General features: G+C 62.8%; 22 protein-coding genes. 14 read left to right on the forward strand and 8 right to left on the reverse strand.

All coding sequences use genetic code 11. The features are described 5' to 3' along the window. Positions 1 to 84: 84 nt before the first annotated feature. Positions 85 to 657 (forward strand): DivIVA domain-containing protein, encoded by a 573-nt coding sequence (locus tag M1D88_RS06755; RefSeq protein ID WP_458114454.1) that lies wholly within the window; start codon positions 85 to 87, stop codon positions 655 to 657. On the opposite strand, the gene M1D88_RS06760 is transcribed toward M1D88_RS06755, so the two are convergent. The 4 genes from M1D88_RS06760 to M1D88_RS06775 form a co-directional block, all read right to left on the reverse strand. Continuing rightward, the gene (locus M1D88_RS06760; protein WP_458113781.1) at positions 654 to 2,165 is read right to left on the reverse strand and encodes a sodium/solute symporter; all 1,512 of its coding nucleotides are present in this window, start codon (positions 2,163 to 2,165) and stop codon (positions 654 to 656) included. The genes M1D88_RS06755 and M1D88_RS06760 overlap by 4 nt on opposite strands. Positions 2,166 to 2,169: 4 nt before the next feature. Next, positions 2,170 to 2,523: a hypothetical protein gene (locus M1D88_RS06765; RefSeq protein ID WP_458113782.1), complete on the reverse strand. Its 354-nt coding sequence runs from the start codon at positions 2,521 to 2,523 to the stop codon at positions 2,170 to 2,172. After that, positions 2,520 to 3,239, reverse strand: coding sequence for a LytR/AlgR family response regulator transcription factor (locus M1D88_RS06770; RefSeq protein WP_458113783.1), 720 nt, complete (start codon positions 3,237 to 3,239; stop codon positions 2,520 to 2,522). The genes M1D88_RS06765 and M1D88_RS06770 overlap by 4 nt, the downstream gene beginning before the upstream one ends. 91 nt (positions 3,240 to 3,330) lie before the next feature. After that, positions 3,331 to 4,581 carry a sensor histidine kinase gene (locus M1D88_RS06775; protein ID WP_458114455.1) on the reverse strand — a complete coding sequence of 417 codons (1,251 nt, stop codon included), beginning with the start codon at positions 4,579 to 4,581 and terminating at the stop codon, positions 3,331 to 3,333. 165 nt (positions 4,582 to 4,746) lie between these two features. On the opposite strand from M1D88_RS06775, the gene M1D88_RS06780 reads away from it, so the two are divergent. Further along, the gene (locus tag M1D88_RS06780) at positions 4,747 to 5,127 is read left to right on the forward strand and encodes a DUF485 domain-containing protein (RefSeq protein WP_458114456.1); all 381 of its coding nucleotides are present in this window, start codon (positions 4,747 to 4,749) and stop codon (positions 5,125 to 5,127) included. Continuing rightward, complete coding sequence (locus tag M1D88_RS06785; RefSeq protein ID WP_458113784.1) at positions 5,124 to 6,740, forward strand: solute symporter family protein; 1,617 nt, start codon at positions 5,124 to 5,126, stop codon at positions 6,738 to 6,740. Before M1D88_RS06780 ends, M1D88_RS06785 begins: the two co-directional genes overlap by 4 nt. A 106-nt stretch (positions 6,741 to 6,846) precedes the next feature. Here M1D88_RS06785 and M1D88_RS06790 read toward each other — a convergent pair whose 3' ends face one another. Both M1D88_RS06790 and M1D88_RS06795 read right to left on the reverse strand, forming a co-directional pair. Then, entirely contained in the window at positions 6,847 to 7,227 is a 381-nt protein-coding gene (locus M1D88_RS06790; protein ID WP_458113785.1) for a hypothetical protein, read from the reverse strand. A gap of 497 nt (positions 7,228 to 7,724) precedes the next feature. Beyond that, a complete protein-coding gene (locus M1D88_RS06795) occupies positions 7,725 to 8,201 on the reverse strand; it encodes an Lrp/AsnC family transcriptional regulator (RefSeq protein ID WP_458113786.1) in 477 nt (158 codons plus the stop codon). A gap of 196 nt (positions 8,202 to 8,397) precedes the next feature. On the opposite strand from M1D88_RS06795, the gene pdhA reads away from it, so the two are divergent. Genes pdhA through M1D88_RS06810 form a run of 3 tightly spaced genes read left to right on the forward strand, consistent with a single transcriptional unit; the run spans position 8,398 to position 12,046 of the window. Continuing rightward, positions 8,398 to 9,576: a pyruvate dehydrogenase (acetyl-transferring) E1 component subunit alpha gene (gene pdhA, locus M1D88_RS06800; RefSeq protein WP_458114457.1), complete on the forward strand. Its 1,179-nt coding sequence runs from the start codon at positions 8,398 to 8,400 to the stop codon at positions 9,574 to 9,576. Further along, positions 9,576 to 10,586 (forward strand): alpha-ketoacid dehydrogenase subunit beta, encoded by a 1,011-nt coding sequence (locus M1D88_RS06805; RefSeq protein ID WP_458113787.1) that lies wholly within the window; start codon positions 9,576 to 9,578, stop codon positions 10,584 to 10,586. The genes pdhA and M1D88_RS06805 overlap by 1 nt, the downstream gene beginning before the upstream one ends. 8 nt (positions 10,587 to 10,594) lie before the next feature. Further along, entirely contained in the window at positions 10,595 to 12,046 is a 1,452-nt protein-coding gene (locus tag M1D88_RS06810) for a dihydrolipoamide acetyltransferase family protein (protein WP_458113788.1), read from the forward strand. On the opposite strand, the gene M1D88_RS06815 is transcribed toward M1D88_RS06810, so the two are convergent. Next, a complete protein-coding gene (locus M1D88_RS06815; protein ID WP_458114458.1) occupies positions 12,036 to 12,740 on the reverse strand; it encodes an SACE_7040 family transcriptional regulator in 705 nt (234 codons plus the stop codon). The genes M1D88_RS06810 and M1D88_RS06815 overlap by 11 nt on opposite strands. Before the next feature lie 175 nt (positions 12,741 to 12,915). On the opposite strand from M1D88_RS06815, the gene M1D88_RS06820 reads away from it, so the two are divergent. From M1D88_RS06820 to M1D88_RS06855, 8 genes are read left to right on the forward strand one after another with little or no spacing between them, the layout of a single operon-like run. Then, the gene (locus M1D88_RS06820) at positions 12,916 to 14,523 is read left to right on the forward strand and encodes a carboxyl transferase domain-containing protein (RefSeq protein WP_458113789.1); all 1,608 of its coding nucleotides are present in this window, start codon (positions 12,916 to 12,918) and stop codon (positions 14,521 to 14,523) included. A 3-nt stretch (positions 14,524 to 14,526) separates the two neighbouring features. After that, positions 14,527 to 16,800, forward strand: coding sequence for an ATP-binding protein (locus tag M1D88_RS06825; RefSeq protein ID WP_458113790.1), 2,274 nt, complete (start codon positions 14,527 to 14,529; stop codon positions 16,798 to 16,800). Positions 16,801 to 16,817: 17 nt separating this feature from the next. Next, on the forward strand, positions 16,818 to 17,990 hold the full coding sequence (locus tag M1D88_RS06830; protein ID WP_458113791.1) for an acyl-CoA dehydrogenase family protein: 1,173 nt from the start codon (positions 16,818 to 16,820) through the stop codon (positions 17,988 to 17,990). Positions 17,991 to 18,001: 11 nt separating this feature from the next. After that, positions 18,002 to 18,787, forward strand: coding sequence for a CoA transferase subunit A (locus M1D88_RS06835; RefSeq protein ID WP_458113792.1), 786 nt, complete (start codon positions 18,002 to 18,004; stop codon positions 18,785 to 18,787). 2 nt (positions 18,788 to 18,789) lie between these two features. Continuing rightward, complete coding sequence (locus M1D88_RS06840) at positions 18,790 to 19,524, forward strand: CoA transferase subunit B (protein ID WP_458113793.1); 735 nt, start codon at positions 18,790 to 18,792, stop codon at positions 19,522 to 19,524. Beyond that, entirely contained in the window at positions 19,521 to 20,069 is a 549-nt protein-coding gene (locus M1D88_RS06845) for a MaoC family dehydratase (RefSeq protein ID WP_458113794.1), read from the forward strand. The genes M1D88_RS06840 and M1D88_RS06845 overlap by 4 nt, the downstream gene beginning before the upstream one ends. 4 nt (positions 20,070 to 20,073) lie before the next feature. Beyond that, the gene (locus M1D88_RS06850) at positions 20,074 to 20,925 is read left to right on the forward strand and encodes an HpcH/HpaI aldolase/citrate lyase family protein (RefSeq protein ID WP_458113795.1); all 852 of its coding nucleotides are present in this window, start codon (positions 20,074 to 20,076) and stop codon (positions 20,923 to 20,925) included. Between the two features lie 47 nt (positions 20,926 to 20,972). Further along, positions 20,973 to 21,572 carry a serine hydrolase gene (locus M1D88_RS06855; RefSeq protein ID WP_458113796.1) on the forward strand — a complete coding sequence of 200 codons (600 nt, stop codon included), beginning with the start codon at positions 20,973 to 20,975 and terminating at the stop codon, positions 21,570 to 21,572. A 2-nt stretch (positions 21,573 to 21,574) separates the two neighbouring features. Here M1D88_RS06855 and M1D88_RS06860 read toward each other — a convergent pair whose 3' ends face one another. Beyond that, positions 21,575 to 22,534 (reverse strand): D-2-hydroxyacid dehydrogenase family protein, encoded by a 960-nt coding sequence (locus M1D88_RS06860; RefSeq protein ID WP_458113797.1) that lies wholly within the window; start codon positions 22,532 to 22,534, stop codon positions 21,575 to 21,577. Between the last annotated feature and the right edge of the window lie 175 nt (positions 22,535 to 22,709).

Here is a 22,709-nt window from a genome sequence, read left to right on the forward strand (position 1 = left end):
TCGCACCCGTTGTATCCGGCACCCTAGAATGGTGCGGAGCAACCCAGGCTGGACCGCCTTGAAGGACAGAACGTGAGAGTGGACATGCAACGGCAGATACCCGCAACCTTCGACCGTGTAGAGCGGAATAAATACGGTTATAACGCCAAGCAGGTGGACGAGTTCCTGCAGCGCGCAAGGGTCTCGTTCGAAAACCCGCAGGCTGCAGCCTCCGTCATCAAAAGCTCCGACGTCCGTGCAGTTTCCTTTGACCCGGTCAAGGGAGGCTATGCCGCGGACGGCGTGGACGCTGCCCTGGACCGGCTGGAGGACGCTTTCGCACGCAGGGAACGTGATGAACTCATTGCCCAGAGGGGTGAGGAAGCCTGGCTCAGGGAAATCGGAAAGCTCTCCGGGCTCCTGAGGGGACGCCTGCACCGGCCAGATGGTGAGCGCTTCCGCCGGCCAACCAAGTCCCGGACGCGGAGCTACAACAGGATCGACGTCGACAATCTCTGCCATGACCTGATCGGTTACCTCGAGGAAGACCGGCCCCTCAGCGTTGACAATGTCCGCAAGGCCGTCTTTCGTCAGGCATCAGGTCCGGATGGCTACGAGGAATCCCAAGTGGATGCCTTCCTCGACCGCGTCGTGGAACTCATGGCGGCTATCGACTAACGCTCGGATGACTGGCCCTGCACAGCTTGGCGTTCGGCCGTTTGGCGTACCGTCTCGAGCGGGCGCTCCGGGGTGTGCAGGCGGGTCATAACGCGCGAGATGGTTGCTGGCACCCTGCTGCGGGTTGCCCGGGAGGCCAGGACCATGACGGCGAAAGCGGCCGGTACCGACCATGCTGCCGGCTGCGCCAGCCAGAAAGGTGTGGCCGCTGAGCCGAAGATAGCTCCGGCAACCATCGCACCGCCACACAGGACTGCTCCGGTCACCATGCCGGCTATGGCGCCTGCATCTGTCAGGCCACGCCACCAGATGCCCAGCAACAGAACCGGGCACAACGTGGAGGCCGTGAAGGCGAAGACCAGGCCAACACTGCCCGCCAGGGCCAGGGAATCCGTGGAGAACGCGAAAGCCAGAGGCACCGCCGCGGAGATCAGCGCCGCTACCCGGAACCCGCGGACGCTGCCGCCAAGGACATCCTGGCTGATGACACCAGCGAGCGACACCACCAGGCCGGATGTGGTGGACAAAAAGGCTGCGAACGCACCCGCCACCACCATAGCCGAGAGCAGATCACCTGCTGTGCCGCCTATTAACCTGCCGGGAAGCAGCAGCACCAGGGCATCCGCCTGGCCGCTTTGCGCCAGATCGGGAGCGAACATCCGTCCGGCCAGTCCATAGGCGGTGGGAAACAGGTAGAAGACGGACAGCAATCCAAGAACGATCAACGTTGTGCGGCGGGCTGACTGTCCGTCGGGGTTGGTGTAGAAGCGCACCAGCACGTGCGGCAACCCGAGGGTGCCGAAGAGCAGCGCCACCAGCAGGGACATGTTCTGATACAGCCCGGCTGACGGCAGCCCGGTGGGGTTGGTGACCGGCTCGGCGAGGGGAGTGGCGCCGGTTCCAGCCAGGACGAGAAGCATAAAAATTACCGGGACGGCCAAAGCCGTGAGCTTCAGCCAGTATTGGAAGGCCTGGACAAACGTGATGGACCGCATGCCCCCCGCCACCACCGTCAGACACACCACCACAACCACCGCCACCGAGCCCACCCAGGAGGGAAGCCCCGTGGTGATACGGATGGTCAGGGCGGCCCCATGGAGCTGCGGAACGATGTACAGCCAGCCGACCATGACAACAATGAGGCTCGTGACCCGCCGGACAGCCTTGGAGTCCAGCCGCGACTCGGTGAAATCAGGAATGGTGTACGCGCCCGAACGCCGAAGCGGTGCCGCCACAAAAAGGAGCAGCATGAGGTAGCCGGCGGTGTAGCCTACCGGAAACCACAGGGCATCTGTTCCCGACAGCAGAATGAGTCCGGCCACGCCCAGGAAGCTTGCCGCCGACAAGTACTCCCCACCGATCGCGGAAGCATTCCACCAGGGCGGCACCGTACGGGAGGCGACGTAGAAGTCGCCGGTGGTCCGGGAGATCCGCAGCCCGTAGAAGCCGATTGCCGCCGTCGCCAGCGTTACAGCAACGAAAGCCGCGATGCCCACCACCGGGTTCATCGACTCATCCCTTATCCTCCGTAAGGTCCCGGTACCGGGATTCGTTCCGCGCAGCGCTCCGGATGTAGAGCCAGGCGCTTATCCCCATCACCGGGTAGATCCCGGCCCCCAGCAAGAACCAGTCAAAGGGGATCCCGGCGATCCTCAGGGCGGCGAGCCCCGGGACCAGACCCAGGAGCACAGGGAAAGCAACGAGGATCAGCAGGAAGCCCGCGGCCACCACGATTCCCAACCGCAACTGCGATCGGATCAGTGACCTCACAAAAACCTGGCCCACCTCTGATTCCTGGGCCGCCTCGCGGCTGTCTGCGGCCGGCCTGGCCGGCGAGCGGGGTGCTGTAACGCGTACGCGGGTCATGTCTGTGGCCGGATCCTTGTGGTCTCCAGCTTTTCCCTGACAGAAGGCAGGTGCCGGCGGCTGATGGAAAGCTCGGCACCGACCACCGTGACGCTGGGCCGCGCAGCCGCCAGCTTCATATGCGTGACATGCTTCAGCGAAACCAAGTAGGAGCGGTGGGTGCGGATAAACCCGGCCTGGGCCCACTGTTGCTCCAGATCGGCAAGGGGGACCCTGATGAGGTAGCTCGCCTCGGCAGTGTGGAGCCGTGCATAATCACCCTGCGCCTGTACGTAGGTAACGTCGTCGCGCCGGATCATCTTTGTGGTGCCGCCCAGATCCACGGTGATCAGCTCCGGGGGCTCCGCGCCGTCCTTGAGCAGCTCACAGATGCGTCCCACGGAACGGGCCAGACGTTCGGCCCTGACGGGCTTGAGCAGATAGTCGACGGCGGCAAGTTCGAACGCTTCCAATGCACAGTCCTCATCGGCAGTGACAAACACGACGGCGGGGGGACGGGAGCTTCGGGAAATCACACGGGCGATGTCCAGGCCGGACACGGCAGGCATGTGGATGTCGAGGAAAACGGCGTCAACATTTTCCGCCTCGAGCGCCCGCAAAGCGGCGGCACCTGAGGAAGCACGATGGATCTGGCCGATTCGGTCGTCCTTGCCCAGTAAAAAGGCAAGCTCCTCCACGGCCGGCAGCTCGTCGTCGGCGACGAGAACGTTAATCATGGTTCTAGGGTAGTGGGCGCCGGTGGCCCCAGCGACAGTGCAACAGGAACGGTGGAAATGGGCAGGCTGGCGGCAGGTTCGGGAACGGAGTTCAGGCGTCGTGGTGGGGTTGTGATTTTGGAATCCGCATGGTGATCAGGGTTCCTTCTCCAGGAGCAGTCTCGATTACCAGGCCGTTGTCCTCACCGTAGACCTGGCGAAGCCGCGCATCGACGTTGCGCAGCCCCACATGGTCGCCGTCGGTGTGGCCCGAAAGCATTGACCGCAGCTCGTCCGGATCCATCCCGACGCCGTCGTCCTCAATTGTCACTTCGGCGAAAGCGCCGGAGTCATGGGCAGTCAGCGATATGTGGCCGGGCCCTTCCTTGGCTTCAAGACCGTGCCGGACGGCGTTCTCAACGAGCGGCTGCAGGCTCAGGAACGGAATCACCGTGCTCAGCACTTCCGGGGCGATCTGCAGGCTTACCTGGACCCGGTCGCCGAACCTGGCCCGTTCCAGGAGCAGATATCGGTCAATGCACCGCAGCTCTTCCGCGAGGGTGGTGAAATCCCCGTGGCGGCGGAAGGAATACCGGGTGAAGTCCGCAAACTCCACCACCAACTCCCTGGCCCGGACGGGGTCGGTGTTGATGAAGGAGGCGATGGCGTTGAGGGAGTTGTAGATGAAGTGGGGGCTGATCTGGGCACGAAGGGCCCGCACTTCGGCTTCCATGAGGAGGGTGCGGGAGGCATCCAGCTCTGCCAGTTCCACCTGCGTGGCCACCCATTCCGCCACCTCGCCGGTTGCCCGGACAAGACCTGACCCGGCGGAGGGAGCGAACGCAGCAACCGCTCCCACCACCCTGCCGCCGGCCTTGATGGGCGCTATGACGGCGGCAAGCTCTGTTGCATCGATGTCCTTGTTTTTGACCCCGCTCCGGCCGTTCCTGGTGGCTCCCGCCTGAACTGCCGCCTCCACAGTCAGGAGTTCTCCAGCCGGGACGACGGCGGTGCGCCCGCCGGACAGGACCTCAGCGGCCCGGGCCATCAGGTGGGGCTTCAGTTCCTCGGCTCCGCCATCCCAGGCCAGAACTCCTGACGTGTCGGTGATGGCCAGCGCCTCACAGCCCAGCAGGCTCCGCAGCTGACGGCTTGCCTTGGCCGCTCCGGATGGGGTGAGCCCGGTCCTCAGATGCTGTCCGGCGCGGGAGGCCGCGTGGAGTGTTTTGTAGGTTGCCCGTTCAGCATCGCTGCCCAACTCGCGGAAGGAGCGCAACACCTTCAGGCCAACGCCCACGACGACGGCGATGGCCAGGGCGATCACGGCAACTGCGGCGGCGGTATAGAGGGGAGAGTCCGGCATGGTGCCAGCGTAGCCGCCGTTTGTCGCAGCATCGCAACCGTTGGGCGACGGATGCGGTACTGGCTCTGGAAGGCCGGCATGGTCACGGGTCACAGTGATTGCAGTCACATTGGCCGGGGGACTCTGGAACCGGTGTGGATGAGCAAGTCTCAACGAGGAGGAATGATGGGTAACGACGCCCAAACCACGGATACAGCGGAGTCCGTGGACTTCAAGGAAGTCCAGTCGACGGAGCGGTTCCAGGAACTGCGCAAACGTCACCGCAGCTTTGTCTTCCCCATGGCCATTGCGTTTCTGCTGTGGTATTTCGCCTACGTTCTGCTGGCCGACTACGCAGTGGGCTTTATGTCCACGAAGGTCTGGGGCAACATCAACATCGGCCTTATCCTGGGCCTGCTGCAGTTCGTGTCCACCTTTGCCATAACGGGCTGGTACGTCAGTTACTCCAACCGGAAGCTGGATCCGATTGCCGCGGAAATCCGCCAGGGAATTGAAGGCCACGAATTCGATAAGGCAGGCAACCCTGTGAGCGGAGCAGTGAAATGATCGGAATTCCGTCTGCGGTGAATGTCGCCGCCCTCAAGGACACCACCCTGCTGAACATGGCGATCTTCGGCCTGTTCGTAGCGGTCACCATGGTCATTGTTTTCCGGGCCAGCCGCAACAACAAGACGGCCGCGGACTACTATGCTGCCGGGCGTTCGTTCAGCGGATCCCAGAACGGCACAGCCATTGCCGGCGACTACTTGTCCGCCGCTTCCTTCCTTGGCATTACCGGGGCCATCGCCATCAATGGCTACGACGGCTTCATGTACTCCATCGGCTTCCTCGTTGCCTGGCTCGTGGCGCTGCTGCTCGTGGCCGAACTGCTTCGCAACACCGGCAAGTTCACCATGGCCGACGTCCTGTCCTTCCGGCTCAAGCAACGTCCGGTCCGCATCGCAGCGGCCATTTCCACCCTCGCTGTTTGCTTCTTCTACCTGCTCGCGCAGATGGCAGGAGCCGGAAGTCTGATTTCCCTCCTGCTGGGCATCAGCGATTGGGGCGGCCAGGCTCTTGTGATCATCGTTGTCGGCGCCCTCATGATCATGTACGTCCTGATGGGCGGCATGAAGGGCACCACCTGGGTCCAGATCATCAAGGCGATCCTGCTGATCGCCGGGGCCGGCGTCATGACCTTGTGGGTTCTGTCCATTTACGGCTTCAACCTCTCCAACCTGCTTGGTGCTGCCGTGGAGACCGCCAACAACCCCAATGTGTTGAACCCGGGCCTTCAGTACGGCAAGTCGGAGACCTCCAAGCTCGACTTCATGTCCCTCGGACTTGCCCTTGTGCTGGGCACGGCTGCGCTTCCCCACGTCCTCATGCGCTTTTACACCGTCCCCACGGCCAAAGAGGCCCGCAAATCAGTGGTCTGGTCCATCTGGCTCATTGGCCTTTTCTACCTGTTCACCCTGGTCCTGGGCTATGGCGCGGCCGCCCTCGTCGGGGCAGAAACCATCAAGTCCGCACCTGGCGGCGTCAACTCCGCGGCTCCGTTGTTGGCCTTCCACCTTGGCGGTCCGCTGCTGCTGGGCTTCATCTCCGCAGTAGCGTTCGCCACCATCCTCGCGGTGGTTGCCGGCCTGACCATCACTGCGGCGGCTTCGTTCGCCCATGACATCTACGCGAGCGTCATCTCCAAGGGCAAAGCCGACGCCGACACCGAGGTGAAGGTTGCCAGGCGCACCGTAGTGGTCATCGGGGTGATGGCAATCGTGGGCGGCATCTTCGCCAACGGCCAGAACGTGGCGTTCCTTGTAGCGCTCGCCTTCGCAGTGGCCGCCTCCGCAAACCTGCCCACCATCATTTACTCCCTGTTCTGGCGCAAGTTCACCACTCAGGGTGCCGTGTGGAGCATGTATGGCGGGCTCGGCTCGGCAATCGTCCTGATCATTTTTTCGCCGGTGGTTTCCGGCGGAGCGACCTCGATGATCAAGGACGCGAACTTTGCGATCTTCCCCTTAAGTAACCCCGGCATTGTTTCCATCCCGCTGGCCTTCTTCCTGGGCTGGCTTGGAACAGTTCTCGACAAGCAGCGGGAAGACACCGCAAAGCAGGCCGAAATGGAGGTCCGCTCCCTGACGGGGGTCGGCGCAGAGAAGGCGACCAACCACTAGCCCCCAGCTGCTGACGACCCGAAGCGACAGGAGCTCCCGTGCACATTGGCGGGAGCTCCTGCCGTTTCTTTAGCCTCTTGACTCTGGTCTTAGCCGGTGGCTGGCCTCATTCCACGGGCCCTATCCAGACATCGGTCAATTTGAGCTCGTTCTTTCCCTCCAGAAAGTACTCAAACTCGAGGTCCTGATCATCGCAGGCCAGCACACCCCAGACTTCGGCATACTTTGTTCCGTCCACTTTGTACGAATCCACGAAGTCATACGAAGGCTCGCACGAAGCGCCCAGTTGAAGCTCCTGATGGCTGGCGATGAAGTCCTCCTTGGAGACTTCCTGCTGGAATGAGGAATCAAGGTAGTTGTCATAGGCGTTATCGGTCTCACCGGAAACCATCAGCCTCGTAAAATCGTCGGCCACGTTTTTGGCCTGGTCACTGGTTGCGCCCAGAACGTTGACCAGCAGCACCACCCCCGCTGCTACCAGAAGCACAACGCCTCCCACACTCCCCAGCACAATCCACAGCGCCTTTTTGCTGCTGGCCGGGGGTGGCGGCCACTGGGTTTGGGACTGCGGGTAATAGGGCTGCCCTGGGAATTGGGGTTGCGGCCAGTCCTGTTGGGAGTATGGAGGCTGCGGGGATGGTTGTTGCCAGCCGTGCTGGGCGTATGGGGTTTGTCCCGAGGATCCGGGGACGGGCGCTTGCTGCCAACCCTGACGCCCGCCCTGTTCCGGATGCGGTTCAGGGGGAGACTGTCCCGGATCCTGCTTCGGCGATTGGCGGGCATACGGGCCGGGCTGTTCAGAGTCCGGGGGATTGCTCAAGAGGGTGCCTTTCCGGCAGCCTTTTGCGCCACTGCCTGGTGTTCAAGGAGCCGGGGGCGGTCCATGGGTGCGATGAAAATCAGCCTATATCCCGGGCACCCGCACACGCGGCTGTTTCAAGCGGCAGTGCCCGCGTCTTTGTAACTTTCGACTCTGCGATACAGCTAAGCGGATTCCGCCGAATTCCGTTCGAGCAGGGGCTGGATCCGGAAAGGAATCAGCTCGCCCATTGCCAAGGCGGTGTCGGTCCGGTCCACCCCCTCGCAGGACAGGATCTTGCCGTTGATCCTGAACAGGTCCTCGGCGTCAACCGCTACAACCCGAAGGAACAGGTCGGCCGAACCCGTGAGCCCATACCCTTCAAGGATTTCTGGGATCGCGGACAAGTCAACCGCAAGCTGTTTCAGCTTCTGCTGCTGCACGTGGACGGAGATAAAGGCCATCAACGGATAACCAAGCGATACAGGATTGATGCGCCGTTCGAAGGAGAGGAAGACGTGCTTTTTCTCCAGTTGAGCCATGCGGGCCTGCACGGTGTTCCGGGAGAGGCCAAGTTTTTGCGCGAGCGCCACTACAGTCCGCCGTGGATCGCGTGCCAAGGCAGAAAGCAGGCGGGCATCAGTGCCATCCAAAGCTTGCATAATGCGCAACGTTAGCACGGTGCCAGCGCTCCAGACAGTGCACAATGCTCAGTTCAAATTGAAGTGGTTGTACCCCATGAACATTGTGAGTATGGTCACAATTATCCGGGGCAACGGGGCCCGGCGGGCTGGCGCGCACGGGGATCACGAGTTCCTGGACCGCCGGTCACACGACGTCAGAAGGTTGCGTGCAACTATGAACGCAGACGATTTGAGCCAGGGCGGCACCACCGCAGCTGGCCTGGACAACTGGGCAAACCATCACTATCGGACCGGTGGGAACCTGGTCCAGCTGATAACCCCCGGCGGTGAACGCGTCAGCCATCCTGAATACGATGTCTGGGTAAAGGACGTCACCGACGAACAGCTTGCCTCGCTCTACGAGGACATGGTTGTCATCCGCCGCATCGACACCGAGGCCACAGCATTGCAGAGGCAAGGTGAATTGGCCCTGTGGCCGCCGCTTGCCGGGCAGGAAGCCTCCCAGATCGGCTCGGCCAGGGCACTTCGCGACGACGATTTCGTCTTCTCCAGCTATCGGGAAAATGGAGTGGCATACTGCCGGGGAGTGGACCTGACCGATATCGTCCGAGTGTGGCGAGGCAACGCCTCCTCAGGCTGGGATCCCTACTCCATCAACATGGCCACACCCCAGATCATCATCGGTGCACAAACACTCCATGCCACGGGTTATGCCCTGGGGATCCAGCACGACGGCGCGGACAGCGTTGCAATCGCCTACTTCGGGGACGGTGCAACGAGTGAGGGCGACGTCAACGAAGCCATGGTCTTCGCTGCCAGCTTCACGGCACCTGTCATTTTCTTCTGCCAGAACAACCACTGGGCCATTTCCGAGCCGGTGGGCCTGCAGTCCCACATTCAACTCGCTGACCGTGCAACAGGGTTTGGAATTCCCTCCGTCCGAGTGGATGGAAATGATGTGCTCGCCGTGATGGCTGCAACCCGGGAAGCACTTGAAAGAGCACGGCACGGCGGAGGGCCCTCGTTCATTGAGGCAGTTACCTACCGAATGGGCCCCCACACCACAGCCGACGATCCCACCCGCTACCGTGACGCCAACGAACTTGAGGATTGGGCCGCGAAGGATCCGATGGCCCGCGTCAGGTCACTTCTGGAACGAAGGGAATCCTGGAGCGAAGAGCTGGAAGCCCGCGTCGCGGCCAAGGCTGATGCCGTGGCCCAGGAGATGCGCAGTGGCTGCGTCAATATGCCCGACCCCCAGCCACTCGACGTGTTCAAGCATGTTTACAGCACGCCGCATTCCTGGCTGGAACGCCAACAGGACCACTATTCCCGTTACCTGGCCTCGTTCGGAGACCCCGCACAGGCCGCTTCTGAAGAAGGTGCACGCTGATGACCCAGATGACCTTTGCCCGTGCCATCAACTCCGGCCTGCGCAAATCCCTGGAAAACGACCCCAAAGTAATTCTGATGGGGGAGGACATCGGTATGTTGGGCGGCGTGTTCCGCATTACCGACGGCCTTCAGAAGGACTTCGGCAAGCACCGCGTTGTTGACACGCCGCTGGCCGAGTCCGGGATCATGGGGACCGCCGTCGGGCTTGCCTACCGCGGGTACCGGCCTGTGGTGGAAATCCAGTTTGACGGCTTCGTGTATCCGGCGTTCGACCAGATCGTCTGCCAGGTGGCCAAACTGCACTACCGCACGCAGGGGGCGGTAAAGATGCCCATCACCATCCGCGTTCCTTTCGGCGGCGGCATCGGTTCCCCGGAGCACCATTCCGAATCGCCAGAAGCCTACTTCACCCATACCTCCGGACTGCGGGTAGTGAGTGTCTCCAACCCGCAGGATGCCTACATCATGATCCAGCAGGCCATCGCCTCCAATGATCCGGTGGTCTACTTTGAGCCGAAACGCCGGTATCACGACAAAGGCGAAGTGGATGAGTCCGTGGATCCGGCCTCCGCGCTTTCCATGGAGAAGGCGAGCGTTGTCGCCGAAGGCAAGGACGTCACCCTTGTGGCCTACGGACCCCTGGTGAAAACCGCCCGCGATGCCGCACTTGCAGCTGCCGACGACGGGATTTCCGTGGAAGTCATCGACCTGCGCTCGCTGTCGCCCGTGGACTTCTCCACTGTGGAAGCCTCTGTGCGGAAGACAGGCAGGCTGGTGGTGACCCACGAAGCCGGACAATTCGGCGGTATCGGCGGAGAAATTGCGGCCAGCATCACTGAGCGCTGCTTCTACCACCTCGAAGCCGCCCCTGTACGCGTCACCGGATTCGACATCCCCTACCCCTATTCCAAACTCGAAATGCATCATCTTCCAGACCTGGACCGAATCCTTGACGGCGTGGACCGTGCGCTGGGCCGTCCGAATTCACTCAGCGGGCTGGAAGGATGACGGCCGCCATGATCAAGGAATTCAGGCTGCCCGATCTCGGTGAAGGTTTGACGGAATCGGAAATCCTCAGCTGGAAAGTGAACGTGGGCGATACCGTAACGCTCAACCAGGTCATCGCCGAGGTGGAAACGGCCAAGGCCGTCGTCGAACTTCCCTCACCGTTCGCCGGCGTGGTTACCGCGCTGCATGAGCAGCCGGGGACCGTCGTGGAAGTCGGCAAGCCGATCGTTTCCTTTGAAATCGCGAACGACGTCGGCGGCACGCCGGCACCCGTTGATTCAGGCAGTTCAGCGTCTGGTGAATCCGGCCAACCAAGTGAGTCTGCCCAGCCGGCTCCGGCTAAACGGGAGCCGAACCTGGTGGGGTACGGCGCCGTCGTCGAAAGTTCCGGACGCCCTGTTCGGCGGGTGCGGGGCCATCTTGCCGCCGTAAAGGACGCGGCTCCTTTCGTGGACTCGCCGATGCCGCCTGCACAGCGACCGGCTGCCCACGAGCCAGCTCCAGCTGAACCCGCACCGCACATTCGACCCGCCGCGGCTGCTGAAAGCACAACAGAGCGGCCACGCTCCACTCCACCTGTACGGAAACTGGCGAAGGATCTGGGCGTGGAGCTGGAATCGGTCACCGGGACAGGCCCGGGAGGGCTGATCACCAGAGACGACGTCCGGAACTTCGTGGGCGGCGGAGACCTGCCCGCTGCTGCCCATGCTTTGTCCGCGGCGTCCTACGCCAGGGAAAGCGCCGCTGAGCAGGGCGGCGAACGGGAGCTACGCACCCCCATCAAGGGGGTCCGGAAATTCACTGCCGCCGCCATGGTTTCAAGTGCCTTCACCGCGCCGCATGCCACGGAATTCCTCACGGTGGACGTCACTCCCTCCATGGAGCTGCTCTCCAGGCTCAAGGAAAGCCGTGCCTTTGCCGGCTACAAGCTCACTCCACTGACCCTTGTGGCCAAGGCACTCCTGATCGCCCTGAAACGGAATCCGTCCCTGAACACCCACTGGGATGAGGATGGCCAGGAGATCGTTCAATTCAACTACGTCAACCTTGGCATAGCCGCTGCAACCCCCCGCGGCCTGACCGTGCCCAATATCAAGGACGCGCATTCACTGACCCTGGCCGAGCTGTCAGCAGCCCTGACGGAGCTGACGGATATGGCCCGGGAAGGAAAGACCAGCCCCTCGGACCTCTCCGGTGGAACCATCTCCATTACCAACATTGGAGTGTTCGGCATCGACGCCGGAACTCCGATCCTGAACCCGGGCGAAGCGGCCATTCTTGCCATGGGGGCAGTGCGAAGGATGCCTTGGGAATATCAGGGCGAGGTGGCACTTCGCCAGGTGATGACCTTAAGCCTGTCGTTTGATCACCGGCTCGTGGACGGGGAACAGGGCTCCAGGTTCCTGGCCGACGTCGGGTCCATCCTGTCGGACCCCGGCATAGTGCTCGCTATGGTCTAGGTGCCTCCTGCCCGGAGGATCCGGTTAGCTCAACTTCCGGATCCGGGGCAGGCGGCACCATCAAGGCGGCCATAGCCATGCTTTCCAGGAGAGGCCGGGCGGACGCGGCAGCCATCCGGCGGCCATGGTGGCGCACTGAGTGTGGTGTGGAGTTGATAAGCCCGAACGTGGCGTGGGCGCGCATCCGAAGGTCGCTGGCTTCGGCGCCTGCATGGAGCCGCAGGAGGACATCCACCCACAATTCGACATAGCTGCGCTGCAGGGTGCGTACATTTGCCTGGTCGGATTCCGCCAGGTTGCTGAAATCCCGGTCCTGGACCCGAATGACGTCCGGGTTGCTGAGGGCAAAATCCACCTGGAATGCCACCAGTCCCGCGAGGGCACCGTGGGGGTCGGGGGCATCCGCAACAACCCGCCGGCCGCCTTTCAGCAGGTCCTCGCTGACCGTCAGCAACAGCGCTCCCAAGACAGCCTGTTTGCCCGAGAAGTGACGGTAGACGGCAGGCCCGCTGACACCGGCAGCAGCCCCCAGGTCCTCAAGCGAAACACTATTGAAGCCGTCCCTGGCAAACAAGGCGGCGGCCGCTGACAAAAGAGCCTTACGGCGGCTCTCCTTGGCCTGGCTGCGCTGGGTCCCCGTACCGGCCTTGCCGGCTGACCGCTGTGCGGCCGCCAATGAGTTGGAGCCGGTCATGGGGCTGCGCTGGGCCATCGGGCTGAATACCTCCTGAATCATGCGATGTTCCCACCTCGCCAACCTTCAACGTGTTGGACATCACAGTTAATAGAGACTAACCTAAATTTGAGTTACGCGGTACTAACCGAAATAGCCAGGATGCCCTTAGGCCATCCGGGAACGGAAGCAGTCGATGGAGACACTCGCCAGCCAGGTGGACGCAGCAAGCGCCGCCTTCTCGGCCAATCGGGAGGCTCAGCTTGCCTTGGCCCGTGAACTCAGGAAACGGTTGGCCGTTGCAGCGCTTGGTGGCCCGGAGAAATCCCGCCAACGCCATGTTTCACGGGGAAAGCTGTTGCCGCGGGAGCGCATCGATCAACTGCTGGATAACGGCAGCCCATTTCTTGAAATCGCCCCGTTGGCAGCCAACGGAATGTATCAGGACGATTCCCCCGGGGCCGGCGTCATTGCCGGCATCGGGCTGGTCCACGGCCGGCACGTCCTGGTGATTTCCAATGACGCCACGGTCAAGGGCGGAACCTACTATCCGATGACAGTGAAAAAGCACCTCCGCGCCCAGGAGATTGCCTTGGAAAACCGGTTGCCCTGCATCTACCTCGTGGACTCGGGCGGAGCCTTCCTCCCCAAGCAGGATGAGGTGTTCCCGGACAAGGAACACTTTGGCCGGATCTTCTTCAATCAGGCCAGGATGTCTGCAGCCGGTATCCCGCAAATCGCTTCGGTGATGGGTTCCTGCACGGCAGGCGGCGCCTATGTTCCTGCCATGAGCGATGAAACGGTGATCGTCCGCAACCAGGGCACCATCTTCCTGGGCGGTCCGCCGCTGGTGAAGGCTGCCATCGGTGAAATCGTCACGGCAGAGGAACTGGGCGGGGGAGACATCCACTCGAAAATCTCGGGGGTCACCGACCACCTGGCTGAGAATGACGAGCACGCGCTGCAGATTGTCCGCGACATCGTTGCCACCCTGCCGCCTCCTGCCGATCCCGCGTGGGAGGTGCTGGCCGCCGTCGAACCCGTGGAGGATTCGGAAGAGATCTACGGTGCTGTGCCCACAGATGTGAACGCCCAGTACGACGTACGCGAGGTAATTGCCCGGCTGGTGGACGGCAGCCGTTTCCACGAGTTCAAGAAAAACTACGGCGCCACCCTGGTGACCGGGTTCGCCCGCCTTCACGGGCATCCGGTGGGAATCGTGGCCAACAACGGTGTGCTGTTCAGCGAATCCTCGCTCAAGGGGGCGCATTTCATCGAACTGTGTGATCAGCGGGGCATTCCACTGATCTTCCTGCAGAACATCTCCGGCTTTATGGTCGGCAAGGATTCCGAACAGGGCGGCATCGCAAAGAACGGCGCAAAGATGGTCACCGCCGTCGCCACCGCCCGGGTACCTAAACTGACAGTCGTCATTGGCGGTTCCTTCGGAGCCGGCAATTACTCAATGTGCGGCCGTGCGTATTCGCCCCGGTTCCTGTGGATGTGGCCGGCCAGCCGCATCTCTGTCATGGGCGGCAACCAGGCCTCCAGCGTCCTGGCCACCGTCAAGCGTGAGCAGTACGAGGGGCTGGGCGAGGAATGGTCCGCCGAGGACGAGGAAGCCTTCAAGGCTCCTATCCGGCAGCAGTATGAGGACCAGGGGAGCCCCTACTATTCCACCGCCCGGCTGTGGGACGACGGCGTCATTGACCCCGCCGATACCCGTACCGTTCTGGGGCTGGCGCTCGACGTCGTCTCCCGCACCCCGCTGCCGGAGACCTCCTTCGGCCTCTTCCGGATGTGAGCCATGACCACCATTGATGACCGAACGCGAGCCAACGACCACAGCGAAGGCCTGTTCGGTAAGGATGCCCTGTTCCCGACAGTCCTCGTGGCAAACCGCGGCGAGATCGCCTGCAGGGTAATCCGCACGCTCCGCAGCATGGGCATCCGCTCCGTTGCCGTGTACAGCGATGCCGACGCCGGCGCCCGGCACGTGCGCGAAGCCGACACCGCCGTCCGGATCGGCCCCGCCGCTGCCTCGGAGAGTTACTTGAAGATCGATGCCATTGTCCGGGCCTGCCGGGAAACAGGCGCCCGGGCAGTGCATCCCGGCTACGGGTTCCTGAGTGAGAACGCCGACTTTGCCCGCGCCCTGGAGGCCGAGGGCATCACGTTCATCGGTCCCGGCATCGAGTCACTGAACATCATGGGCGACAAGATCCGCTCGAAGAACCATGTGGCCGGCTACGGTGTCCCGGTGGTCCCCGGTATTGCCCAACCCGGACTCACCAACCAGGACCTGATCGAAGCCGCTGCAGGTGTGGGCTTCCCGCTGCTGATCAAGCCCTCGGCAGGGGGCGGCGGCAAGGGGATGCACACAGTGGAGCGCCCGGACGAACTCGCCGCTACCCTGGCTACGGCCCGGCGGGTGGCTGCCAGCGCTTTCGGCGACGACACCCTCTTCCTGGAGCGGCTGGTGCTGAACCCGCGGCACATCGAAGTCCAGGTGCTCGCTGACAACCATGGCAACGTGATCCACCTTGGTGAACGCGAATGCTCGCTCCAGCGCCGGCACCAGAAAGTCATCGAGGAAGCGCCGTCGCCGCTGTTGGAATCACTCGGCGCCGGCGCCATGGTTCGGGCCCGGATCGGGGAGGCGGCGTGCCAGGCTGCCCGCAGCGTCAACTACAGCGGGGCAGGCACGGTTGAATTCCTGGTTTCCGATGACGCTCCTGACGAGTTCTTCTTTATGGAAATGAACACGAGGCTCCAGGTGGAACATCCTGTCACCGAGATGGTCACGGGTATCGACCTGGTGGAATGGCAGTTGCGGATCGCCGCCGGTGAGGTGCTAACCGTGGCGCAGGACGACGTCGTCCTCAACGGGCACGCCGTCGAAGCGCGCGTCTACGCGGAGGACCCGCAACGGAACTTTCTGCCGTCCACCGGGACGGTGCTCCTGCTGGATGAGCTTCCGTCGGCGGCACCAATTCAGGGGAGCGGCCAGAAGCTTCGGGTGGATTCCGCGCTGATCGAGGGGCTGGAGATTGGCTCAAATTACGACCCCATGATCTCCAAGGTCATCGCGTGGGGGACCGACCGGAAAGCAGCGCTGGACGCCTTGGATGCGGCCTTGTCCGGGTATACCGCCCTGGGTGTGGCGACCAACGTTGAGTATCTGCGACTGCTGATCAATGACCACGACGTCCGGGCCGGACGCCTCGACACCACCCTGATCGAACGGAAAATGCCGGACCTCACCTTCCGCCAGATCGGGGACACCGAACTCATCGCCGCAGCACTCTACGTGCAGGCTCTGGAGCGGGGGAGCCGGGGCAGCTCAATTTCGGAGGGCGGAGTCCCAGACCTGATTTCGGACGGCACGGCCCGGGAACGAACCGCTTCTGCAAGGAAGGCGGGCAGCCCCTGGAACACCCGCAGCGGCTGGCGGCTGGGCGGGCATGCTCCGTGGGTTGTCAGCCTGGGACGGGGAGCAGGGGAGGTAGTCACTTTCCGCCTCGGTTCTACAAGCGGAGGTTCCGTGACGGTCCGGGCAGGGAACGGCTCCGAACACGAGGCATCCCTGGACGGCGTCGCTGATGGGAAGCTCGCGATAACCCTCGACGGCGAGAGCAGGCAGTACTCCGTGGCCAAGTCGCCGAGCGGGGACCTGTTCCTGGGACACGACGGTTGGTCTTGCCGGCTCGAAATCCTTACGAGGGAATCCCGGCTGGCCAGGGTCCTGGCTGCGATCCAGCGGGTGGACGGCGTTGCCGATCCCGAAATCCGCTCGCCGATGCCCGGGACAGTGGTCTCGGTCTCTGTCCAGGACGGGGAAGCCGTAGCCGCCGGACAGGTCCTGCTGGCTGTTGAGGCCATGAAAATGGAACACCAGCTGACCGCCAGCACCGCGGGGACAGTGCATATCGGCGTCAGCCCTGGCGATCTCGTGAAAGCGGAGCAGGTCCTGGCCACCATCCATCCTCCGGTCGCTGAAGTCGCCGGAGAGGTATCGGACACCGAATCAACCACACAAGCTGCCATCGCCATGGGCGCCGCAGATACAGAGCAGAGTTAGGACAAGGAAGTCACATCATGGCTGATTTTGAACTCAGTGAGGAATACCAGGACCTCAGCGACACTGTCCGGGAATTTGCGGACGAAGTGGTTGCCCCGGTCTCGGCCAAACACGATGAAGAGCACAGCTTCCCGTACGAAGTGGTGTCCCAAATGGCCGACATGGGACTCTTCGGCCTGCCGTTCCCGGAGGAATACGGTGGCATGGGCGGAGACTATTTTGCCCTTGCCATCGCCCTCGAACAGCTGGGCCGGGTAGATCAGTCCGTGGCCATCACCCTCGAAGCAGGAGTTTCACTCGGCGCAATGCCTGTCTACAGGTTCGGCACCGATGCCCAGAAGAAGGAATGGCTCCCTGCGCTGGCTTCCGGTACGGCGCTCGCAGGATTCGGCCTCACGGAGCCTGAAGCAGGCTCGGATGCCGGCGGAACCAAGACCACCGCCAGGCTGGAGGGCGGCGAATGGATCATCAACGGGAACAAGGAATTCATCACCAACTCCGGCACGGACATCACCCGGCTGGTCACCGTCACCGCCGTCACGGGTAGGCACGAGCGCAAGGACGGGAGCATCAAGAAGGAAATCTCCACCATCCTGGTGCCCACCAGTACGCCCGGATTCAAGGCCGAGAAAGCGTACAACAAGGTGGGCTGGAACGCCTCCGACACTCACCCTTTAACGCTTAAGGACGTCCACGTTCCGGAAGAAAACCTCCTCGGAGAACAGGGCCGGGGCTACGCGAACTTCCTGTCCATTCTCGACGAAGGCCGGATCGCCATCGCCGCCCTCGCCACCGGAGCGGCCCAAGGCTGTGTGGACCTCTCCGTCAAATACGCGAAGGAACGCAGTGCCTTTGGACACCACATTGGCAAGTACCAGGCCATCGCCTTCAAGATCGCCCGCATGCAGGCACGGGCGCACACTGCCCGGTTGGCCTACTACGATGCTGCGGCGAGGATGCTGGCGGGGAAGCCGTTCAAGACCGAAGCCGCCATCGCTAAGATGGTCGCAGGCGAGGCAGCCATGGACAACGCGCGGGATGCCACCCAGGTGTTCGGCGGCTATGGCTTCATCAACGAATTCACCGTGGCACGCCACTACCGCGACTCCAAGATCCTGGAAGTCGGGGAGGGCACCACGGAGGTTCAGCTGATGCTCATCGCCCGCGAACTGGGATTGAAGCCGGCCTGAGAGGATCAACGATGATTGACAAGGTTGTTGCCAGTGCAGAGGAGGCCGTAGCCGATATCCCCGACGGCGCCTCCCTCGCCGTCGGAGGTTTCGGCTTGTGCGGTATCCCGGTGGCGTTGATCGATGCCCTCCACCAACGCGGCACCCGGGACCTGGAAACGGTCAGCAACAACTGCGGGGTTGACGACTGGGGCCTCGGCATTCTCCTGAAGGACGGCAGGATCCGGCGGACCGTCAGCTCCTACGTCGGCGAGAACAAGGAATTTGCCCGCCAGTACCTCTCAGGCGAACTGGAGGTGGTCCTCACCCCGCAGGGCACCCTGGCGGAAAAGCTCCGTGCGGGCGGTGCTGGGATTCCCGCCTTCTTCACGAGCGCGGGCGTCGGTACTCAGGTGTCCGAAGGCGGGCTGCCGCAGAAGTACGATGCCGATGGAAGCATAGCCATCGCGTCTCAACCGAAGGAAGTGCGCACCTTCAATGGTGCCGACTATGTCCTGGAGGAGTCCCTCACTCCCGACTTTGGGCTGGTGCACGCCTGGAAGGGGGACCGGCATGGAAATCTCATGTACCACGCAACGGCGATGAACTTCAATCCGCTGTGTGCCATGGCCGGGAGGATCACCATCGCCGAGGTTGAGGAACTCGTGGAACCGGGCGAATTGAATCCCGAAAACATCCACACCCCGGGCATCTTCGTCCAGCGGGTGGTGCTGGCTCCCGCCGTCGAGAAGCGGATCGAAAAGAAGACCGTCTCAGCAGCGTCGGCGTCTTCCACTTCAAACCAGGCAGGAGCATAGCCATGGATCCGAACAGCTCCCAGGCGCCACGTCCGGAAGGTGTCCGGCCCGAATACCGCCGGGCTGCTGCCTCCAGCCCCGACGGCAAGGGCTGGACGCGCTACGAAATGGCCGCAAGGGTGGCAAAGGAACTCCGCAACGGGCAGTACGTGAACCTCGGCATCGGAATGCCCACCCTGATTCCCAACTACATTCCTGCCGGAATGGAGGTTGTCCTCCATTCGGAAAACGGAATCCTCGGCGTGGGGCCCTATCCGGCCGAGGACGAGGTGGACCCGGACCTCATCAACGCCGGCAAGGAAACAGTCACCGTAAATCCGGGCGCCGCATTCTTTGATTCGGCCACCTCGTTCGGAATGATCCGGGGAGGGCACGTGGACGTTGCCGTGCTCGGCGCGATGGAGGTGGCCGCCAACGGCGACCTGGCGAACTGGATGATCCCCGGCAAGATGGTCAAAGGCATGGGCGGGGCAATGGACCTGGTGTTTGGCGCCAAAAGACTGATCGTGATGATGGAGCATGTGGACCGCAACGGGCGGCCGAAAATTGTCCAGCAATGCACGCTGCCGCTGACAGGCAAGGGGTGCGTGGACAGGATCATCACCGACCTCGCCGTCATTGACGTTACCTCCGACGGCCTGGTCCTGCGCGAGCTGGCACCCAACGTGTCAGTTGAGGACGTTGCCGCTGCCACCGGCGTCGAACTCCTTGAAGAGGACCGGGAACTGACGGTATGACGGAGGACCTTAGGGAATCCGAACTGCCCGGGCAGCGGATCATCGAACAGCGCGGGCTGTACTACGACGAACTGGAGACCGGAGTGCTCTATGCACACCGCCCGGGACGCACGGTGACCGAAACTGACAATGTCCTCTTCACCACCATGACGATGAACACGCAAGCGCTTCACCTTGACGCGGCCTGGAGCGCGGGGCAGCCCTTCGGGCAGCGGCTGATGAATTCGATGTTCACCCTCGCCACGGTGGTGGGGCAATCGGTACCGCAGCTGACCCAGGGCACCATCATTGCCCAGCTGGGCCTGACGGATGTCTCCTTTCCGCACCCCCTGTATCACGGCGACACCCTGTACACGGAGACTCTAATCACCGGAAAGCGGCTTTCGGATTCCCGGCCCGGCCAGGGGATCGTGACAATGAAGCACACCGGCAGGAACCAGGACGGGACGGTGGTTGCCCTGGCCACGCGCAGTTGCCTGATGTGGACACGGGACGCCCATCTCAAGGCCCAGGAAGGCCTGCGAACCGAAGTGGAGGGACAATAAATTCATGACGTTTGTGATGGGTCCTGCCCTGCTGTTCTGCCCTGCCGACCGGCCGGAACGCTACCTGAAAGCGGCCGAACGCGCCGACGCCGTCATCCTTGACCTGGAGGATGCTGTGGCGCCGGCAGACAAACAACGTGCCCGGGGCGCCATCCTCGCCCAGCTGGGCGCCAAGGGAGATGTGCCGGAACTCGAGCCCACCCGGACCATTGTCCGCCTCAACCCGGCGGGCACGGACGAGTTTGAGAAGGACCTGCACTGCCTCGCCCACACGCCCTACCGGACAGTCATGCTGGCCAAAACCGAGAATGCGGCCCAGGTCCGGGCACTTGAAGGGTTCAGTGTCATTGCGCTTTGCGAAACCGCAGCCGGAATCATCAGCGCTCCCGCCATAGCTGCCGAACCCAACGTGGTGGGCCTCATGTGGGGTGCCGAGGACCTGCTCGCCTCCCTGGGCGGAACCTCAAGCAGGAACGACGACGGCGGCTACCGGGCCGTGGCCCTGCACTCCCGTTCGGCTGTGCTGCTGGCGGCCCGGGCCTACGGCAAGGAAGCCATTGATTCCGTGTACGTGAACATCCCCGACCTCGACGGCCTGGCTGCCGAAAGCCGCGATGCTGTGGCGTCCGGCTTCAGTTCTAAAGCGTGCATCCATCCCAACCAGGTGGCTGTTGTCCGGGATGCGTACGCGCCTTCCGAGTCCGAGGTCGCCGAGGCCAACGAGCTGCTGGAAGCAGCCTCCAGCGCAGGGTCGGGAGTTTTTCAGTTCAAGGGCAAGATGATCGACGGTCCCATTCTCAAGCATGCCGAAGCCATGGTGCGCCGGTCCGGTACCAGGCCCGTCTCAGGCCGCTAAGGAGCGGACGACGGGAAGCCAACACTCACGCCCGCTTACGAGCGTCAGTGAAGGTCGAGCACATTCCAGACAAGCTCGCCTGGTTCGGCGACCAACCGGTGTCCTGGCCAGACCTGGCCCAGGAGATGCTCAGAAGACCAACTTCCGGCCCTGGTTCAAAATTCCAGTACACCGACGCGAGCACGTATGTAGCAATGCGCATGCTCGGTGCCGTCGCCGGCGATGTACGGGACTGGCTCATGCCCCGCCTGTTCGACCCGCTGGACATCCACAACCCGCAATGGCACCGGTGCCCCCTGGGTTGGATCGTCGGAGGGAGCGGACTGGAACTGCGCACAGAAGAGCTCTCAAGGATCGGCCGCCTGCTTCGCGACCGCGGCCGCTGGGAAGGCAAGCAGCTCGTCGACCCAGGATGGGTGGACCGGATGCACAGCTCGTGGGTCGAAACCGGCGGTAGCCCGCCTTCCGAAGGCTACGGCCTCGCTGCATGGAACGGGCCGGGCAACTGTTGGCGGCTCGACGGTAAATATGGGCAGTATGTGGTCATCGATGACGCCCAAAACGCAGTCATCACCATCACGGCGCACGAAGAGTCACGCGACTGGCGCCTAACAGAACTCGCCCACTTGGCACTTAGTGGACGCTGATCCTAAGCCAGTCTCCGGAGCGGGGAGCCGTCGAGCCAGGCCCTGACATCCTCGAACGCCCCACCGAGGAAAGCCCTGTAGCTCTCATGGGTAACGTAGCCCAGATGAGGAGTCAGAACTGTCCTCGGGGCATCGAGGAGCGGGTGCCCAAGCGGAAGCGGCTCCTGATCATAGACGTCGAGCGCGGCTCCGCGGATGTGCCCAGCGTGAAGGGCATCGAGGAGGGCCTGCTGGTCCACCAGCGGGCCTCGCGAAGTGTTCACGAGAACGCCGTCGGGTCCGAGGAGACGCAGTTCCCGTTCGCCCACGATGCCCTCGCTCCGTTCGGAGAGGCGCAGGTGGAGGCTCACGACGTCGGACTTCCGGAAAAGCTCGTCCTTGCTGACTTTCCGTACACCGGCGGCCGCTGCGGTCTCTTCGGTCAGGTTCTGGCTCCATGCCAGCACCTCCATGCCGAAGGCCTTCCCGTAGGCGGCGATCCTGTGTCCGATCTTGCCAAGACCCACGATGCCCAGCGTCTTCCCTGACAGCTCGAAACCCACGGTTCTCTGCCACCGGCCATTCCGCAGGGAGGTTTCTTCTGCGGTGAGATTGCGGGTGAAGGCCAGCAGCAGGGCCCAGGTCAGTTCCGGGGCGGCAGTGGGGGAGCCGCCCGTGCCGCAGACAACCACCCCGTTCTCTTTAGCGGCCTCCAGATCGATGGCAGCGTTGGCGGCACCTGTAGTGACAAGCAATTTCAAATTCGGCAGTTTTTCGAGGACCTGGCGGGGGAAAGGGGTCCGTTCGCGCATGGCTACGATGACCTCGAAGTCTGACAGTGCAGCGGCGACTGCACTGTCGGAGCCAAGGGGGGTGTTGAATATTGTCACCTCCACCCCGTCGGCGGCCAGGGAACTCCACGGGGCGAAGTCCTCAGCCACGTTTTGGTAGTCGTCAAGAATGGCCAGGCGGAACCTTGTCATGGAGTCCTTCCCAGCGCCCCGGTGGGAGCAGCTGAAGGGGTAGCCGTTGCACGGTTAGTAGATGAATCGATTATGAGGGCAGTCTGCATCTGACAGCAGCAGGCGGCGGGTGGAAAGTGATTCCTTTCCACCCGCCGCCTGCACTCGGCGTTCGCTACGCCGTCGATGTTCCTAT

Source organism: Arthrobacter sp. R1-13 (assembly GCF_054161475.1).

Excerpts from the sequence above, each read along its gene's own strand:
- M1D88_RS06755 (WP_458114454.1), top strand. The coding sequence starts at position 85 with ATGCAACGGCAGATACCCGCAACCTTCGACCGTGTAGAGCGGAATAAA.
- M1D88_RS06760 (WP_458113781.1), bottom strand. The coding sequence starts at position 2,165 with ATGAACCCGGTGGTGGGCATCGCGGCTTTCGTTGCTGTAACGCTGGCG.
- M1D88_RS06765 (WP_458113782.1), bottom strand. The coding sequence starts at position 2,523 with ATGACCCGCGTACGCGTTACAGCACCCCGCTCGCCGGCCAGGCCGGCC.
- M1D88_RS06770 (WP_458113783.1), bottom strand. The coding sequence starts at position 3,239 with ATGATTAACGTTCTCGTCGCCGACGACGAGCTGCCGGCCGTGGAGGAG.
- M1D88_RS06775 (WP_458114455.1), bottom strand. The coding sequence starts at position 4,581 with ATGCCGGACTCTCCCCTCTATACCGCCGCCGCAGTTGCCGTGATCGCC.
- M1D88_RS06780 (WP_458114456.1), top strand. The coding sequence starts at position 4,747 with ATGGGTAACGACGCCCAAACCACGGATACAGCGGAGTCCGTGGACTTC.
- M1D88_RS06785 (WP_458113784.1), top strand. The coding sequence starts at position 5,124 with ATGATCGGAATTCCGTCTGCGGTGAATGTCGCCGCCCTCAAGGACACC.
- M1D88_RS06795 (WP_458113786.1), bottom strand. The coding sequence starts at position 8,201 with ATGCAAGCTTTGGATGGCACTGATGCCCGCCTGCTTTCTGCCTTGGCA.
- pdhA (WP_458114457.1), top strand. The coding sequence starts at position 8,398 with ATGAACGCAGACGATTTGAGCCAGGGCGGCACCACCGCAGCTGGCCTG.
- M1D88_RS06805 (WP_458113787.1), top strand. The coding sequence starts at position 9,576 with ATGACCCAGATGACCTTTGCCCGTGCCATCAACTCCGGCCTGCGCAAA.
- M1D88_RS06810 (WP_458113788.1), top strand. The coding sequence starts at position 10,595 with ATGATCAAGGAATTCAGGCTGCCCGATCTCGGTGAAGGTTTGACGGAA.
- M1D88_RS06815 (WP_458114458.1), bottom strand. The coding sequence starts at position 12,740 with ATGACCGGCTCCAACTCATTGGCGGCCGCACAGCGGTCAGCCGGCAAG.
- M1D88_RS06820 (WP_458113789.1), top strand. The coding sequence starts at position 12,916 with ATGGAGACACTCGCCAGCCAGGTGGACGCAGCAAGCGCCGCCTTCTCG.
- M1D88_RS06825 (WP_458113790.1), top strand. The coding sequence starts at position 14,527 with ATGACCACCATTGATGACCGAACGCGAGCCAACGACCACAGCGAAGGC.
- M1D88_RS06830 (WP_458113791.1), top strand. The coding sequence starts at position 16,818 with ATGGCTGATTTTGAACTCAGTGAGGAATACCAGGACCTCAGCGACACT.
- M1D88_RS06835 (WP_458113792.1), top strand. The coding sequence starts at position 18,002 with ATGATTGACAAGGTTGTTGCCAGTGCAGAGGAGGCCGTAGCCGATATC.
- M1D88_RS06840 (WP_458113793.1), top strand. The coding sequence starts at position 18,790 with ATGGATCCGAACAGCTCCCAGGCGCCACGTCCGGAAGGTGTCCGGCCC.
- M1D88_RS06845 (WP_458113794.1), top strand. The coding sequence starts at position 19,521 with ATGACGGAGGACCTTAGGGAATCCGAACTGCCCGGGCAGCGGATCATC.
- M1D88_RS06850 (WP_458113795.1), top strand. The coding sequence starts at position 20,074 with ATGACGTTTGTGATGGGTCCTGCCCTGCTGTTCTGCCCTGCCGACCGG.
- M1D88_RS06860 (WP_458113797.1), bottom strand. The coding sequence starts at position 22,534 with ATGACAAGGTTCCGCCTGGCCATTCTTGACGACTACCAAAACGTGGCT.